The organism is Salinivibrio sp. YCSC6 (assembly GCF_004916735.1).
GTDB classification, from domain to species: Bacteria; Pseudomonadota; Gammaproteobacteria; order Enterobacterales; family Vibrionaceae; genus Salinivibrio; species Salinivibrio proteolyticus.
Map to the genome: position 1 here is coordinate 2,340,796 of NZ_CP039516.1, position 16,208 is coordinate 2,357,003.

General features: G+C 51.8%; 18 protein-coding genes and 1 other RNA gene. 10 read left to right on the forward strand and 9 right to left on the reverse strand.

Annotation, left to right across the window (positions count from 1 at the left end; all coding sequences use genetic code 11):
- Positions 1–60 precede the first annotated feature (60 nt).
- The 3 genes from E8E00_RS10810 to E8E00_RS10820 all read right to left on the reverse strand — a co-directional run bounded on the left by E8E00_RS10810 (position 61) and on the right by E8E00_RS10820 (position 2,647).
- A complete protein-coding gene (locus E8E00_RS10810; RefSeq protein WP_096630978.1) occupies positions 61–1,890 on the reverse strand; it encodes a methyl-accepting chemotaxis protein in 1,830 nt (609 codons plus the stop codon).
- A gap of 114 nt (positions 1,891–2,004) precedes the next feature.
- Positions 2,005–2,415: a hypothetical protein gene (locus E8E00_RS10815; protein WP_136588384.1), complete on the reverse strand. Its 411-nt coding sequence runs from the start codon at positions 2,413–2,415 to the stop codon at positions 2,005–2,007.
- Positions 2,384–2,647, reverse strand: coding sequence for a succinate dehydrogenase assembly factor 2 (locus E8E00_RS10820; RefSeq protein ID WP_069589792.1), 264 nt, complete (start codon positions 2,645–2,647; stop codon positions 2,384–2,386). The genes E8E00_RS10815 and E8E00_RS10820 overlap by 32 nt, the downstream gene beginning before the upstream one ends.
- 227 nt (positions 2,648–2,874) lie before the next feature.
- On the opposite strand from E8E00_RS10820, the gene ygfZ reads away from it, so the two are divergent.
- The 5 genes from ygfZ (at position 2,875) to E8E00_RS10845 (ending at position 6,337) form a co-directional block, all read left to right on the forward strand.
- On the forward strand, positions 2,875–3,858 hold the full coding sequence (ygfZ, locus tag E8E00_RS10825; RefSeq protein ID WP_096630976.1) for a tRNA-modifying protein YgfZ: 984 nt from the start codon (positions 2,875–2,877) through the stop codon (positions 3,856–3,858).
- Between the two features lie 24 nt (positions 3,859–3,882).
- Positions 3,883–4,362, forward strand: a complete 480-nt coding sequence (locus tag E8E00_RS10830) for an aminoacyl-tRNA deacylase (RefSeq protein WP_069589749.1) — start codon at positions 3,883–3,885, stop codon at positions 4,360–4,362.
- Positions 4,363–4,395: 33 nt separating this feature from the next.
- Positions 4,396–5,358 (forward strand): LysR family transcriptional regulator, encoded by a 963-nt coding sequence (locus E8E00_RS10835; RefSeq protein ID WP_096630974.1) that lies wholly within the window; start codon positions 4,396–4,398, stop codon positions 5,356–5,358.
- Positions 5,359–5,361: 3 nt separating this feature from the next.
- Positions 5,362–5,898: a GNAT family N-acetyltransferase gene (locus E8E00_RS10840; protein ID WP_096630972.1), complete on the forward strand. Its 537-nt coding sequence runs from the start codon at positions 5,362–5,364 to the stop codon at positions 5,896–5,898.
- 193 nt (positions 5,899–6,091) lie between these two features.
- A complete protein-coding gene (locus tag E8E00_RS10845; RefSeq protein WP_096630970.1) occupies positions 6,092–6,337 on the forward strand; it encodes a DUF1107 domain-containing protein in 246 nt (81 codons plus the stop codon).
- 77 nt (positions 6,338–6,414) lie between these two features.
- Here E8E00_RS10845 and gcvH read toward each other — a convergent pair whose 3' ends face one another.
- The 4 genes from gcvH to E8E00_RS10865 form a co-directional block, all read right to left on the reverse strand.
- Positions 6,415–6,816: a glycine cleavage system protein GcvH gene (gene gcvH / locus E8E00_RS10850; protein ID WP_069589757.1), complete on the reverse strand. Its 402-nt coding sequence runs from the start codon at positions 6,814–6,816 to the stop codon at positions 6,415–6,417.
- A gap of 120 nt (positions 6,817–6,936) precedes the next feature.
- Positions 6,937–8,169 carry an FAD-dependent 2-octaprenylphenol hydroxylase gene (locus E8E00_RS10855; protein ID WP_096630967.1) on the reverse strand — a complete coding sequence of 411 codons (1,233 nt, stop codon included), beginning with the start codon at positions 8,167–8,169 and terminating at the stop codon, positions 6,937–6,939.
- Positions 8,166–9,356: a 2-octaprenyl-6-methoxyphenyl hydroxylase gene (gene ubiH, locus E8E00_RS10860; protein WP_096630964.1), complete on the reverse strand. Its 1,191-nt coding sequence runs from the start codon at positions 9,354–9,356 to the stop codon at positions 8,166–8,168. Before ubiH ends, E8E00_RS10855 begins: the two co-directional genes overlap by 4 nt.
- A gap of 63 nt (positions 9,357–9,419) precedes the next feature.
- On the reverse strand, positions 9,420–9,995 hold the full coding sequence (locus E8E00_RS10865) for a UPF0149 family protein (protein ID WP_069589761.1): 576 nt from the start codon (positions 9,993–9,995) through the stop codon (positions 9,420–9,422).
- A 419-nt stretch (positions 9,996–10,414) separates the two neighbouring features.
- Here E8E00_RS10865 and zapA point away from each other — a divergent pair, with 419 nt between their 5' ends.
- The 5 genes from zapA (at position 10,415) to serA (ending at position 13,834) form a co-directional block, all read left to right on the forward strand.
- Entirely contained in the window at positions 10,415–10,720 is a 306-nt protein-coding gene (zapA, locus tag E8E00_RS10870; RefSeq protein ID WP_096630961.1) for a cell division protein ZapA, read from the forward strand.
- 4 nt (positions 10,721–10,724) lie between these two features.
- A non-coding RNA gene (ssrS, locus tag E8E00_RS10875) (6S RNA) lies at positions 10,725–10,907 on the forward strand.
- 29 nt (positions 10,908–10,936) lie between these two features.
- On the forward strand, positions 10,937–11,539 hold the full coding sequence (locus tag E8E00_RS10880) for a 5-formyltetrahydrofolate cyclo-ligase (RefSeq protein WP_096630958.1): 603 nt from the start codon (positions 10,937–10,939) through the stop codon (positions 11,537–11,539).
- 54 nt (positions 11,540–11,593) lie between these two features.
- Positions 11,594–12,253 carry a ribose-5-phosphate isomerase RpiA gene (rpiA, locus tag E8E00_RS10885; protein ID WP_069589765.1) on the forward strand — a complete coding sequence of 220 codons (660 nt, stop codon included), beginning with the start codon at positions 11,594–11,596 and terminating at the stop codon, positions 12,251–12,253.
- Between the two features lie 351 nt (positions 12,254–12,604).
- Positions 12,605–13,834 carry a phosphoglycerate dehydrogenase gene (gene serA / locus E8E00_RS10890; protein ID WP_069589766.1) on the forward strand — a complete coding sequence of 410 codons (1,230 nt, stop codon included), beginning with the start codon at positions 12,605–12,607 and terminating at the stop codon, positions 13,832–13,834.
- Positions 13,835–13,928: 94 nt separating this feature from the next.
- On the opposite strand, the gene yaaA is transcribed toward serA, so the two are convergent.
- Together yaaA and E8E00_RS10900 are read right to left on the reverse strand one after the other, a co-directional pair.
- Positions 13,929–14,702 (reverse strand): peroxide stress protein YaaA, encoded by a 774-nt coding sequence (yaaA, locus tag E8E00_RS10895; RefSeq protein WP_069589767.1) that lies wholly within the window; start codon positions 14,700–14,702, stop codon positions 13,929–13,931.
- 72 nt (positions 14,703–14,774) lie between these two features.
- Positions 14,775–16,199, reverse strand: coding sequence for a sodium:alanine symporter family protein (locus E8E00_RS10900; RefSeq protein WP_069589768.1), 1,425 nt, complete (start codon positions 16,197–16,199; stop codon positions 14,775–14,777).
- Between the last annotated feature and the right edge of the window lie 9 nt (positions 16,200–16,208).

Genomic DNA, 16,208 nt, shown 5'->3' on the forward strand with positions numbered 1-16,208 from the left:
TACAGCAAACGCTGGCCTTTTCTCATTGAACGAAACAGCACTCAATCTACTGCATTGTGCTCAGCTTTTAAACTGGCTCACTGCGCGCTCTAGGTTCGCCGCCTCTTCCGCCACCTGATGGGCTGCATCACGGTTTTGCTGGGCGCGATCGGTACTGGTTTGAGCAATATCCTGAATGGTATGCACGTTTTGGTTCACTTCTTTGGCAACCGAACTTTGCTCTTCAATGGCGGTCGCGATCTGGGTGCTCATGTCCATGATATGTTGCATATCAGCCATGATTTGCGCCAACTCTTGGGAAGCCGCCTCTACTTTAGACACCGACGTTTGCCCATCTTCGCGGCTTTGCTCCATACGCTCCGCGACCGACTGGGTTTGGTCCTGCAACGAACCAATAATACCGGCGATTTCATCGGTCGATTCTCGCGTACGGGTCGCCAGCTGACGTACCTCATCGGCAACCACCGCAAAACCACGCCCTTGTTCACCGGCTCGAGCCGCTTCAATCGCCGCGTTCAGGGCCAGCAAGTTCGTTTGCTCGGAAATGTCTTTGATGACATCAAGCACCGACCCAATTGTCTCGGACAGTTTACTCAGCTCCAACACTTCGTTGCTGGTATTGCTGAGCGTTTCTGACAAAGTCATGATCATGGTGCGGGTATCATCCACCACTTGCTGGCCATTTTGCGCGCGTCCCAAACTAGTACGGGCGTTTTCGGCGGCTTGATCGGTATTACTGGCAATATCACGAATGGTGCTTTCCATCTCGTTCATCGCGGTTGCTGCGTGGGTAGTTTCATCTAACTGGGTGGTCAGTGCAGAGCTGGTTTGATGACTACGCGATTCGACTTGCTCGGCACTTTGATGCAGCGCTTGCACCGCAGAGCGCACATCCGTCACCATGGTTTGGATGCCAGCCAGCATCTGATTAACATCTTTGGCCATCGCCGCAATTTCATCACGACCCGCCTCATCGGCCCGCAACGTCAAATCTTTTTGTTGCGTGATCTGGCTCATTTTCTCACTAAAGCTATAAATGCGGCGTTGAATCCCTCGATTCATCCACAAAGAGACCACCGTCATTATCAGCGCCAAGAGAATAACAATCGACGCAGTCAGTACCATGGTTTCTCTTTGTGCCTTGGTAATAGCACTTTGGTATGACTCACTTAGGGTTTCAAACATCTCTTCAACTTGGTGGGTCTTGCCACGGATATTGCCCAGCAGGCCTTGGTCATGCGCCAATCCCAGTTGCTCTTTTTGCGTTACCACCGCCTTTACCGTCGTGTGGTGCGCTTGGAATAACGCTAACAAATCGCCTTTTAGGTAGGCAGTCAGCTCGTTCATTTGCCGTTGATATTGCTCGATGTGACTTATATTGCTGCTATTAACGAACAGCTTCGCCTCCGCCACCAACAGTCGGGCGCTGCTTTCCAGCACAATATCGTTTTTGGTCGCCGCAACCAGCTTCTCACTGGCTTGTTGCATATCACCACGCAAACCTTGTCCAGCCTCTAGGCCGAGACGTTGATAGCCCGCGCCAAGGTCACGAAACCCCTGCGCGTAGCCTTGCATCGCTGTCGACACTTGACCAATGATTTGCGTATCGAGGCCAAGCGCTTGGCTTTCCGTGCGCAATTCACCGAGCAGGCTATTGAAGGCATCAACATTATTATCAAATCGGGAGAGATATTTGGGATCCATGCGGGCAAGAAAGTCTTTTTCATTACGTCGCAAATTAAGCAGAATCACTTCAAGGTCAGACACTGTAGTTAACTGACGGTGCATGTTGCCAAGCTTGCTCTCCGCTTTCCATGCCACACCCGCCACGGCCAACAGGGCTACCACCGACATCGCGGTTAGCAGCAATAGTTTTTGCTTTATATTCATAGTCACCCTACAACCAAACTCAGAGTTTCAATAGCCCTACACATTGTGTGCACCTTTTACTATCGGCCAAGTTGAGCAAAAGTAAAGCGACGTAAACACCTCGTCACAATAATGTCACAAACTATCCCTAACGGCCGTACAGCAGTGACGATAAATTAGACGAAAGTGATAGTCTGGCATCCCGCGTCGCCACAAAAAGATCCGCGACTCCCCTTGTGCATTTTCGAGGACAACCAACCAAGGCGTCGCCCAGACACAGGACATTTTCCCTTTCGGTTGGGTATTCATCTGAACATAAAAATGGCGATCAATGGATAAGGTGCCTTGGCTAGCCAGTAACTGGTGGTAGAACCTTCGACCATCGCGGATTAGGTAAATAATCGCAAGGGCGCGGGCACTCAAAGGAAGGGCAAGGTGAAAAGTGATCAGCCATGCCGCTATCACGCCGAACAGGATCAGGCTAATAGCGACATAGCGAGGACAGCGGAGCTGACTATGTACGAAGCTTGCTTCGGTTATGGGCAACGATCTTGTCAACGATAGATTTCATCTTAGGATCGTCAGGTTTACCATGCCCCATCAGCCACGCAAACAAATCAGGGTCATCGCTTTCCAAAAATGCGATGAAGTCTTGCTTGTCACTGTCACTCAAGGTGTCATAGCAAGCTTCAAAGAAAGGCATAATGATTACATCAAGCTCTAACATGCCACGGCGGCATGCCCAACGGATCCGCGGTTTATCGTCGGTATTTACCATGTTTACCTCAATCACTGATGTCAGTGGATGCATAGTATCAGCGCCAACGGAGGGCGACTACTTTTCCTCTCAACTCGGCGATGAAGATGAGAGCTATCCCCTGATGTTTATCAATTCTACGTCGCTTGCCATCAATACCCTTACAATACAAAGGCTGACAAGCTGACAACGCACGATTAGTATACGTGTCATACTCTGTGTTTTTCTCAACTGCGAGCGTGATTTCTATGAGCGAATGGTATCAAACAGTCGCCTTTACCCCAGCCGAGCGCAATGCAAATAGCCCACTGCCTGATTTGGCCTTGGTCGCATTAGATAACTGGTCATTGACGCAAGTGAGCGGCGACGACACTCAAAGCTATCTGCAAGGCCAATTGACCTGCGATCTGAGCCAACTCGACAAACATCAATCGACCCTCGCGGCTCATTGCGATCCCAAAGGCAAAGTATGGTCGGTATTACGGCTTTTCCATCACGGCGACGGTCTGGCCATGGTGCAGCCAATGTCGATTGCACAAACGCAACTCACCGAGATAAAAAAATACGCCATCTTCTCGAAAATCGACTTTCAGCCTAGTGAAGATGTATTGCTCGGCGTCGTCGGCCAACAGGCGGAACAAGTGATCGAGAAACATTTCGGCGCTCAAGGTGACGTGCGTCACAGCGAGCACGGCACAGCGGTGAGGATCGAGCCAACCCGCTGGTTGCTTGCCATCAGTCCTTCTGCGGCGGATCAACTGGTTGCAGCCTATCAGGAAAGTGCCTTATTGGTTGACAACACGCTATGGGAGCAATGCGACGTCGATGCTGCCTTGCCGCGTATTGAAGATGCCACAAAAAGCGAGTTTATTCCGCAATCCCTCAATCTGCAGGTACTGGATGCGATCAGCTTTACCAAAGGCTGTTATACCGGTCAGGAAACGGTCGCACGCGCGAAATACCGTGGCATCAATAAACGCGCCATGTATAAATTGGTAGGACAGGCCGATAAGGCCCCTAAGCCGGGAGATAAAGTGGAGCGTGCGGTAGGGGATAATTGGCGAGCAGGCGGCACCGTCATTGCTGGCGCTACCTACTCAGATGGTCATGCAGCCGCCTTAGTGGTTTTACCCAATAACTTGGACGACGACACCGCCTTTCGATTCGCGGATGCGCCCGATGCCATTTGGCAGCGCGTCGCACTCCCGTATTCACTCGAAGAGGAAAAATAACCCTTGGTCGCTTCTCCTGCCTCTATGCCACTGCACACCGCCGTCACTGCCACGCTGGATATGGCAGGGGTGGCTTATGAGGTGCTGTGGCAATCGCAAGCTACCCAATCCATCACTGACACAGCGGCAGCGCGCGGGATCTTACCGGCGCGTATGCTAAAAACGCTGCTTTTACGTGATATGGGTAACCAGTACGCATTAGCCTGTGTTCCCGGCGACCGTCAGGTCGATCCACGGCGTGTGCGCGAGCAGTTAGCGTGTCGGCGAATGACACTGGCTGACGCAGATAAGGTACGCGCAATGACAGGATATACGCTTGGCACGGTCGCGCCCTTAGGGTTACCTCGGCCACTGCCAATTGTGTTTGAAGAGCGTATTTTCGACCACGATAGTGTCACGATCAGCAGTGGTGATCCGCACGCTGGGCTGTGGGTGAAAGTGGCGGATCTAGTGACACTGTGCCAGCCGCTACGCGCCGCCATTTGTCGTGACGATACCCCCTAGGAGTCAAAGCTAAGCTAGGAGTCAAAGCTAAGGATGGCGCAAAAACAGTGGCGTAAATACGACCTCAACCTACTCGTAACCTTTATCACCTTAATGGAAACGCGCAGCGTCACCCGCGCAGCTGAACGTTTGGCCTTAGGGCAATCGGCCATGAGCCATAGCCTGTCGCGTTTGCGTGTGATGCTTGATGACCCCTTATTTGAGCGCCGCGGCCATCAAATGGTGCCCACTGCCCGCGCGATAGATATCGCGCCTAAGATTCAGGCATTACTCGATACGCTCGCCAGCGAGGTGTTGGTGCCACCTTACTTTGATCCCCAACACTATGATGGACAAGTGCGCATCGGGCTCACGGACTATGCGGAGCTGATTTTTGCCCCCGCCTTATTTGATAGCTTTACGACTCACCTGCCTCACGCCCAATTGAGCCTTCGCCCTGTCGACAAGAAACGTTGTCAGCAGGCACTTGATGACGATGAGGTCGATGTCGTGATTGGTGTGCTTCCAGAGGGGATGGAAAACATGGCCAGTCAGCTCTTGTATCACGAACAGCACGTCTGTCTGTTTGACCCCAAAAGCACAGGGCTGCAAGCCCCCATTAGTTTGGCCGATTTTGTCGCAACGCCACACGCGCTGGTTTCCACCCAAGGTCAGTTAACGAGCCCTATCGACCAAACCTTGACCAAGTTAGGCTATCACCGTCACGTGGTGATGGGATCGCAGCGATTTCTCACCGTGAGGCAATTGCTAAAACAGCGCCAATTACTTTGCACTGTCCCGGAACTGATGGCACGTATCGATAATTTCGATGATACCGACACCCTTGCTCTGAGTACACCTCCCATTGATGTGCCTGGGTTTGATATCCATCTGGCATGGCGACAGCAAATCAGTGCCCACCCACGTACCCAGTGGCTCATTGCCCACATCACCGAAACCGTTTTAACCCGAGTCGATGCCCTAAAAGCCGACCCAAGCTACGATGGAAAGGAGTAAGCGATGCCGTTTTTACCTTTAACCGATGTGAACATCAATGACGTTGCTGAACTGGTCCGCGAGACATTTACTCACAGCGAAGGGCCGGATGAGGGGAAATTGATTGGCCAACTGATTCATCAGCTGCACGACACCACACCAGAGGGTGAATGGCTTGGGTTTGTCGCGATCGATAACTCAGTGCTGGCTGGGGCAGTCTTTTTTTCTCGGTTAAGCTATCCAACCATGCCCGACGCGGCACTGCTTTCGCCGATGGCGGTCCACCCAAGCTATCAAAAACAGGGGCTTGGGCAGTCATTAATTCAGCATGGTCTTACCGCATTAAAAGTGCAGGGCTATCAGTTGGTGATGACCTATGGCGACCCAGCGTTTTATGGCCGTGTGGGATTCACGCCAATTTCTCCAGAGGCCATTCAACCACCGCATCATTTGAGCTACCCACATGGGTGGCTGGGGCAATCATTAACCGATGCACCATTAACGGCACTGAGAGGAAAACCCAGTTGCGTACCCGCATTTAACTGCGCTGATTTGTGGTAAAGATCCCAAACTGAGGATGTACACTAACGCTGTCATCCCCTCGCCATAAACCCTTTGCACAATCTGCGCCGTTGTATGTCGCTATTTCTCGATATCACAACTATGGTTACCACCTAGAATAGGGTTACCACGTCAGAGCCGCCATGCAAAGTGGTCAGGACTCAAGGTTTATTTCATTATCCAAGAAGGGTTTATGCGCGTTTTTAATCGCTATGTGCCAAGGTTGGTCGCAAAACATGTGGCGCGACTTTTTTCAGGTCGACTTTATATTGCCGGACGAGGACGCTTCGATTTCGAAAACGGTTGGCTAAAAGCGCCTCAAGACGCCACCATCACGCACTATCAAACCGTCAAAGAAGTTAATGCGGTGATACGAGAGAACTATCAGCAAGCGATGCGTGATGAGACTCAGCCTCACACGGTCAATACACGCCGCTGATTCACGTTCAGGACGAGCTTAAATCAACAGGCCCCGCCAAAAGGCAGGGCCTGACGATGACGCAAAGGCAGCCAACCTTATTCGTCGTCGTCTTCTTCCCCTAGGGTTTCTTCGTAGCTTTGCGCATCCAAGAGATCATCAATTTCAGACTCATCGGTGGCGCGAATTTGGAATAACCAGCCATCACCATAAGGGTCGCTGTTCACCAATTCCGGAGAACCGTCCAGCTCTTCATTCACCGCAACCACTTCCCCAGAAATAGGCGCATAAATATCAGAGGCGGCTTTGACAGACTCTGCCACGGCACAATCGTCTCCCGCATCAAAACTGTCGCCCTCGTCGGGCAAATCAATAAATACCATATCCCCTAATAGGGCTTGCGCATGATCCGAGATACCAATGGTAAACAAGCCATCGCCTTCTGGGCGCACCCACTCATGCGTTGAAGTAAATTTTAATTCTGATGGGATATCACTCATAGTTTTGTTCCTTGTTGCACCCAGTGACACATCGTCGTTTCAACAAACTTCGTGGTTCACTAATACTTGGTTGATTAACTACACAACAACTAGCACACAGATATCGATTCGCCAATAATCTCAGCTAGACGATTCAGAAAATGTTGCACAGGCGAGCTTGGGTAGCTCGCCACTTAGCCCTAGCGCCCGTTTAATAAATGGCAGTTTAGCGCCCGGCAAATGATTCACAGCCTGCATGCCGACACCACGGATCAATTTTTTGATCGGATGAGCGCCGTCAAACAAACTTCTAAAGCCTTGCATGGCGGCGATCATTTGCGCCGCTTCTGCTTTTCGCCAGCGTTCATAACTGCGCAGTGACGCATGCAGGCCAATGTCTTTTTCTTGCTCAGCAAGGTGTATGAGTGTTTCGGCAAGCGCTGCGGCATCTAGTAACCCTAAATTCACCCCTTGGCCGGCCAGTGGATGAATGGTGTGCGCCGCATCCCCCACCAAGGCCACACGGTCAGCGGCAAATTGCTGTGCATAACGCATGGTTAATGGATAACTGGCGCGCGGTCCCACGGCTTCGCAAAGCCCCAAAGTCACATCAAATTGTGCCGTTAAGGTCTGATTAAATGCCGCGTCGTCCATATCCATATAGTGCTGCGCCAAGCACGGCGACACCGACCATACAATCGAGCAAAGGTGCGGATCACTAAGCGGTAAAAAAGCCAGTGGGCCATCCGGTGTGAAAATTTGCCGTGCAACGCCCTGATGAGCAACCTCAGTGCGAACCGTCGCAACAACCGCGTGATGCCCGTAGTCGCGTTGCACCAAAGGTAAACTGGCTTGGCCTCGCACCCAAGAGCGCGCACCATCTGCCCCCACCACCAATTTAGCGGTCACGCCGCCACCAGAGGCAAGCTGTAGCCAGGTTTCTCGTTCACCCATCATCATCGATTGACACTGCTCAGGCATCAGCAGCGTCACATTACTTTGCTGTTTGATTTTATCGAGGAGCGCCAACTGAATGACACGGTTTTCAACAATATGGCCCAGATCACGCTGGCCCAGACTTTGTGCCTCAAACGCTATCTCGGCAAAACTATCTTGCTCCCAAACGTGCATGGCTTGATAACTTGCCATGCGGCGAGATTCAATGCCCGACCAAGCCCCCACGCCGCGCAATATGCGTTCACTGGCGCGGCTTAGGGCTGACACACGGTTATCCGGGATGGTATCCAAGCTGGGCTCAGGGGTTTTCCCTTCAATAACCACCACACGTAAAGCGCTGTGCTCCAACGCTGCCGCCAAGGTGAGCCCCACCATGCCGCCGCCAATGATGGCAATATCTGCATTGATCATCTTCATGTGCGCGCTACCCATCCTATGGTGCGTTGAATAAGAGGTTGTTTAAGACTCGGTAGAGCTGACATCAACCCCAGTCCGAGATTACGAGTGGCCGATAACATCGCATTTTGGTTAGAGAACAGGTGCACTAATCCGGATGTGGTGGCGATGGTAGTCTCTCGGTCAGCTTCTCTACGTTGCGCGTAGCGAGTTAAGACTGGCATGGCACCCAGATCCTCGCCGTGTGCTGACGCTGCCGTCAGAACCTCGGCTAGCGTGATCACATCTCGTAGACCGAGATTAAACCCTTGCCCCGCGATCGGATGGAGGCTTTGTGCCGCATTGCCGACCACAGCCACACGGTGGCTGACTGGACTCACCACTTGATTAAGCACCAGCGGATAGGCATGCCGAGTGCCAACATGAAGGAGTTTACCCAAGCGCCATCCAAAGGCAGTCTGCAAACCGTCCAAGAAGGTCGCCTCGTCGCACGAGAGCCAATGGTCGACCTCATCCGGTGACACACACCAGACCACTGAGCACCGCCCCTGCGACATCGGCAGTAGCGCCACCGGCCCTGTGCGAGTAAAGCGTTCAAATGCCACCCCTTGATGCGGCAGTGCGGTACTCACGTTGGCAATGATCGCCACCTGATGGAAATCGTGCTGCTGACGCGCGATCTTCAGCTGTTGACAGCATGGCGAGCGTCCGCCATCGGCAGCCACCAGCAATTTTGCCTGCAAGGTCTCTCCTTGCTTGAGCTCAACGGTTACCGACGCTTGCTCTCTATGGATATGTTCGACGTAATCGGGACAATAAAGATCAATGGCGCTGCGATGACTGAGCTGCTGATGAAAGACACGGCCAGCATCCGCAAGCTCAATCACTTGCCCCAAATAAGGAACACCTTGAGCATTCGCATCAATCTGTGTCTGCCCCGCATGGCCGCGGTCCGAGACATGGATATGCTGAATCGGGGTGCCAAATGGCGCTAACGCCGACCATAATCCCAGCGATTCCAGTGCAGCACAGCTTCCCTGTGCCAAGGCAATACTGCGTGCATCATACCCAGGGTGATTGGCATGATCGGGCAACATCGCCTCAACCACGGCAATACGCAGCTGACCGCCACTTAATGTATCCAGCGCAAGTGCGGCCGTGGCACCGGCCATCGCGCCACCGGCAATGATTATATCGTAGGCTTTCATCCCACCTGTCCCTAATCCCATACTGTATGGGGTCATCGCATGTCAGCGATGTTGATTCATTGATTAATGGAGTGTCTTTGGAGTCTCATCCGCATCCGGACGCGCACCCAATTCAGCATGCACTACCATGCAGCACACACGAACATGCTCGCAAACTTGCTCAAGCAGCTCCGCTTGTTCTTGCATATCACCGTCTTCGTCAATGCCAAGCTGGGCAATGGCTTTAAGGTCGCTCAGCGCCTCGGTGACGTCATTGGAGAGTTGACGGCCTTGTTTACCGATCAGCCCTACCCCTGCTAAAAACGCATTGATCCATTCGACAAGGGCTTCTGCTCGAGCGACTACGCCAACCTGCTCGTCGTCAGGGACATAGATATCGAGATCTAAGTCGTCCCCGGTCAATTGTGTTTTCAGCTGGTGATAGCTTTGCATGGCGAGGGTTTTCGCCTCAGTCGGCCATCCCATACCTTGGTTGGTATAGTCGTAAAGCATGGTGAGCCAGCCCCCATCTTCCAGCGCCATACCCCCACTTAACATACCGGCGATTAAGCCATGCATTTCGGCGGGTGTGACGGCAAGGCTATCTGCCGATAAAGTCGTCGCGGCTTGCGCATAAAGAGGTAAACGGGTATCAGTCACAATCTTGCCCTTGGTCGTGCATGTTATAAAACCCACAGTCTACCATTTCACACCGCGTGGCTGAATCGCTCCCGTATCAAAAGCACGCAAACACGCCTTGATACCTCTTCCGATACGAAGGCACGGATAAAATCGTTTCATCGTGGCTGGCAGTGTAAATCGACGCGCTACGCAACGGGCATGACAAAGATCAATTCATACTCGGCTTGGCAACTGACCATAATAAACTGCGGCTTAGCTCTCATCTGCCAACCTGTCAGGGCATGCATCACCCGTTTCCATGTCTAAATTGACAGCAGATACACAGCTTAAGTATTTCAAAGTGGTGTATCACTAAAAATAATTGCTAGAATAGCGGGCATTGTTACTGTGTCGTTGGCCCAAGAATAAGAGGCCGCACGAGGAGCCAGCCAACCATTATGAGCACACAACCGGTTGAAATTAAGATCCTTGATCGCTTTGTTCGGGTCAATTGTCCACCAGGACAAGAACAAGCGCTTAAAGAAGCAGCAAGTGAGTTCGATCAACGGTTGCAACAACTGGCTGAGCGCACTAAAGTAACCAACACAGAGCAGTTAATTGCCATTGCTGCTTTGAATGTTTGCCACGAGCTAAATGAAGCTAAGCAATCATTGGTCGACGTCCAAGATCAGGTTAAGCAACGGAGCGCCCTGATGGTGTCAAAGTTGGACACAGCAATGGCCACGCAAGGACCGCGTAAGTAACCCGAATTCCCTGGGGTGTTTGTCAGCGGATCTACGTCCCTGAGCCGATAAGCAAACCTAAGGGTGTGTTGTTACAAGCTACTGAGCAAGCTCGGCACGTACCGAGAAGCCTACGGTTTGTACTGCCCGCCCGCCTTGAACCAGCGGGTTCAAGGGCCTTCGATCCCGACGGCATCCCGGGGCCCTCTTCCAGACAGGCTAGCATCAAGGACAGTTATGCAGCCCAGACAGCAAATACGTCAACAAGTCCGACACGCCCGCCGGCAACTGAGCGCTGAACAGCAAGAGCACGCCGCCCACGCGGTCATGACACGCTTTATGGCCTTGCCGTCTGTGATCGCCTCTCAGCATATTGCCTTATATTTATCGTTTGATGGTGAGCTTGATACCGCGCCGTTGATTAATGCCTGCTGGCAGGCCGGAAAGTCTGTCTATCTGCCTGTTGTCCATCCATTCAGTCAGGGCCACTTACTGTTTTTACATTACACCCCGACCACCCCGATGCAGTCGAACCGCTACGGGATCGCCGAGCCCAAACTGGATATTCGCTACCTCTTACCCACCCACCAATTGGAGGTGATTGCCACACCCTTGGTTGCCTTTGACGATCGCGGTCAACGGCTGGGCATGGGCGGTGGCTACTATGATCGTACCTTGGCGCTCTGTACACACCCAAGTGCTACGGCGGTCGGCCTTGCTCATGACTGTCAGCATTGGGGCCAATTACCCACCGAGCAATGGGACATGCCCCTTCCCCACATATTAACGCCCAGTCACCATTGGCACTGGTCAGCCACGAATTCGCGACCTCTATCCTGACGGCGTCGACGCGCTTCGCTATAATCGCCGCCAAAACCCCCATTAGGAGTGATCATGAACCAAGACGATAAAAAAAGAGCAGCTGGCGAAGCGGCGGTGGAATATGTCAAACCCGGCAGCATTGTTGGCGTAGGGACAGGCTCGACCGTCAACTACTTCATCGATGCCCTTGAGCCGATTAAATCGCAAATTAAAGGCGCTGTTTCCAGTTCAGAAGCATCCACCGAGCGTTTGAAAGCACTGGGCATTGAGGTGTTTGATGCGAACGACGTCGCAAGTCTTGATGTATACGTGGATGGCGCAGATGAAATCAACGCGCGCAAGCATATGATTAAAGGCGGAGGCGCCGCCCTCACCCGTGAAAAGATTGTCGCGGCGATCGCAGACAAATTCATCTGCATTATCGATGACACCAAACACGTTGATGTTCTTGGCGAGTTTCCGCTTCCTGTGGAAGTGATCCCGATGGCACGCTCTTATGTGGCTCGCGAGTTGGTCAAACTCGGGGGCGATCCTTGCTATCGTCAAGGGGTAGTGACCGATAACGGCAACGTGATCTTGGATGTGCACAATATGAAAATCCAAGATCCAAAAGCGCTCGAAGATACCATTAACGGTATCGCTGGTGTAGTGACTGTCGGCTTATTCGCCAACCGTGGTGCCGATGTCGTCTTGACCGGCACCGAAAACGGCGTGCAAAAAATTGCAGACTAAACGCATAACCCACCATGCATAGTTGGTGAGAAACGTATTATCTCCCGCAAAAACCAAACGTTTGCGTTTAGTGTAATCAATAAGTTAAAAGCGCCTTTTTTAAGGTGCTTTTTTTATGGTCTAGAACGGATAATTCTTACCCCTTCGCAAAATTTTTGTTATCTTGGTCACTGTTCTGATACCGGCACATCGCGCGCCCTCCTGCGGCTTCGCGAATGAGATCAGCCTAATGACAGCGCTTCTAGCCGCTTTTTCTTAGCAGACGCGTTAAGGGCACAGGGTCACGATGCGCCCCGGCACTCAGGCGCAACATTGCTACCACTATTGTTTCTAAGGAAGAGAACAGCCCGCATGTCACACTATTCACTGGACAAGAATAAGATCAAAATTCTGCTCCTCGAAGGCGTCCACCCCACGGCGTTAGAGGCCTTCAAGCAAGCTGGTTATACCAATATTGAGTATCACAAAGGCTCCCTCACCGGTGAGGCGCTGGAAGAAGCGATTCAAGATGCTCACTTTGTCGGCTTGCGTTCACGTACCCAGCTGACTGAATCGGTTTTCGCAAAGGCGAAAAAATTGGTCGCAGTCGGCTGCTTTTGTATCGGAACTAACCAAGTTGATCTCGACGCAGCTGCTCAACGTGGTATCCCGGTTTTTAATGCCCCCTTCTCAAATACCCGCAGCGTCGCCGAATTAGTGCTTGGGGAGATCCTGCTGCTGCTACGTGGTATTCCGGAAAAGAATGCCAAAGCACATCGTGGCGAATGGCAGAAATCCGCCGAACGCTCGTTTGAAGCACGCGGAAAAGTATTAGGGATTATCGGTTATGGCCACATCGGGACGCAGCTGAGTATTTTGGCAGAGAACCTTGGCATGAACGTTTGTTATTACGATATCGATAACAAGCTCTCACTCGGAAATGCCGTGCAAGTCAACTCGCTGACTGAATTATTAAACCGTAGTGATGTGATTTCATTGCACGTTCCAGAAACCGAAAGTACTCAAAACATGATTGGCAGTGAAGAATTCGCCCGCATGAAGCCCGGTGCTATCTTTATTAATGCCTCACGCGGTACAGTGGTGGACATTGATGCCCTATGTGGCGCGCTCGAGAGCAACCATTTGTCCGGAGCGGCGATTGATGTATTCCCTGTTGAGCCTAAAACCAATAATGATCCCTTCAGCTCACCGCTGCAGGCCTTTGATAATGCGCTGCTCACCCCACACATTGGTGGCTCGACACAAGAAGCGCAGGAAAACATTGGCCTTGAGGTGGCAGGCAAGTTGATCAAGTACTCTGATAACGGCTCGACACTCTCTTGTGTCAACTTCCCAGAGGTGTCACTGCCAGAGCATCAAGGGCGTTCTCGTTTACTCCACATTCACGCGAACCGTCCCGGTGTGTTGACCAAAATAAACACCACCTTTGCCGATGAAGGCATCAACATCGCCGCACAATATCTGCAAACTTCAGCAAAAATTGGCTATGTGGTCATTGATGTCGAAACCGAACAGGCTGATAAAGCACTGAAAAAGCTGAAAGCGATTGAAGGCACGATTCGCGCCCGCATTCTTCACTAACTGAAAGCGATAAAAAAAGCCCCATTGGGGCTTTTTTTCATTGAGACACAAAGCCGCATCGGCTGACACTTGTCGTAACCTTATTGCCTGTGCGTTACTGTTCTTCACGCAAAAAGACCAACTCATTTCCTTTGGACTGTGCCTCGCTAAAATAGTAGCCGCCAACATCAAATGTCTTGATAGCTTCAATGGATGTCGCACGCTGATCAATCAAATAGCGCGCCATCATGCCACGGGCTTTTTTGGCGTAAAAACTGATCACCTTGTATTGACCGTTCTTACAGTCTTTAAAGACAGGGGTCACAATGTCGCCGTCGAGTTTTTTCTTGTTTACCGCTTTGAAATACTCATTGGAGGCCAAGTTCACCAGTAATCGATCACCTTGCTCTGCCAAGGTGCGATTCAATGTCTCAGTGATGATATCGCCCCAAAACTGATACAAGTTATCACCGCGCGATGTCGCCAGCTTGGTGCCCATTTCAAGGCGATAAGGTTGCATCAAATCCAATGGCCGCAATAGGCCATACAGCCCCGACAGCATACGGAAATGTGCCTGCGCCCAATCAAAGTCCTCTTCAGACATTGAAGTGGCATCCAGACCCGTATAAACATCCCCTTTAAACGCCAGTACCGCAGGGCGTGCATTATCAGTGGTAAAGGTTGGAGACCATTCGGCAAAACGGACCGCATTCAGACTGGCAATTTTATCACTCACCTTCATTAACGCACCGATATCGGCGGGCGTTAATTGGCGACATACCTCGATCAATGCTTGAGAGTGCTCAGTCAGCATGGGTTGGGTATGACGTTGCGTCGGCAATGGTGACTCATAATCCAATGTTTTTGCGGGGGAGACCACAATCAGCATCTTGCTAACCCTTATGTTATCTGTCTGTTGCCAAGACTATCATTCCAGCATAAAAAAGCCACCGCATCACGGTCACTGCTTGGGCAAAGGCCAAGCCTTTTCGTCCAATTGGCTGTGAAGTTCAGGGAAACGGCGACTATCAAAAACAGGCACTCGCCCTAACGAACGTTGGGTGTGGTAATCAGCGGCCAAGCGCTTAACAATGCCAGACAGCAATAAGATAGCAATCATGTTCACCAAGGCCATCATGCCCATTGATGCATCCGCAAGCGTCCACACTAAGGGGAGCTCGGCCAACGCGCCAAACATCACCATGCCCAATACCAATGCTCGAAAATAAGGCAGTGCCGGGCGCAAACGACCATTGATAAACAACAAATTGGTTTCTGCATACGAGTAATTGGCAATGATGGAGGTAAACGCAAAGAAGAAAATGGCCACCGCCACAAATTGCTCACCCCAATCGCCGACCTGAGCACTTAAGGCACGCTGTGTCAGTTCCACCCCCGTGACTTCGCCACCGGGAATATACTCCCCCGATAGCAGAATAATCGCGACGGTTGCGGTGCATATCACCAGAGTATCGACAAAGACGCCCAGCATTTGCACATAGCCTTGAGAAACTGGATGAGGCGGATAGGGTGTGGCGGAGGCGGCGGCATTCGGCGCCGAGCCCATGCCCGCCTCATTCGAGAAAAGGCCACGCTTAATCCCCTGAATCATCCCTTGCGCCAAGGTGTAACCCAACGCGCCAGAAGCGGCTTCATGAAGACCAAAAGCACTTTTAACCACCAGCGATATCACGGCGGGCACTTGCTCGAGATGGGTCAACATTACATAACACGCAAGAGATAAATAGAGCAGCGCCATCACAGGGACTAAAACCTCAGCTGTGCGCGCAATTTGACGTAAGCCACCATAAATAATCAACCCACTAACCAGTGCCAGCCCTGCACCGACATAGGCGGGAGGCCAGCCAAAAGCCACTTGGGCAGCCTGTGAAATCGAATTCGCTTGAACTGAGTTAAACACCAAACCAAAGGCAAGGATCAGCAGCAACGAGAACAATATCCCCATCCAGCGCATCCCCAAGCCATGCTCCATGTAGTAAGCCGGACCGCCTCGGAAGTAGCCATCCGGATCGCGAACTTTATAGACCTGTGCCAAGGTGCTTTCCGCAAAGGCAGTCGCCATTCCCAGAAACGCCATCAGCCACATCCAAAAAATCGCCCCTGGTCCACCAAGAGAGAGTGCAACCGCCACACCAGCCATATTGCCTGTCCCGACACGTGCAGCCAGTCCAGTACACAAGGCTTGAAACGACGAAATTCCCGAACTGTCGCGGCGGCGACTATGACGCATCACAGAAAACATATGAGAGAAGTGACGGAACTGAATGCCACCGAGTTTTAGCGAAAAGAAGACGCCACCGCCGATCAGCACATAAATGAGCACCGAGCCCCATATCAGGTCGTTAATAAAGGTTAAAAGGCTCAAATGACTGTC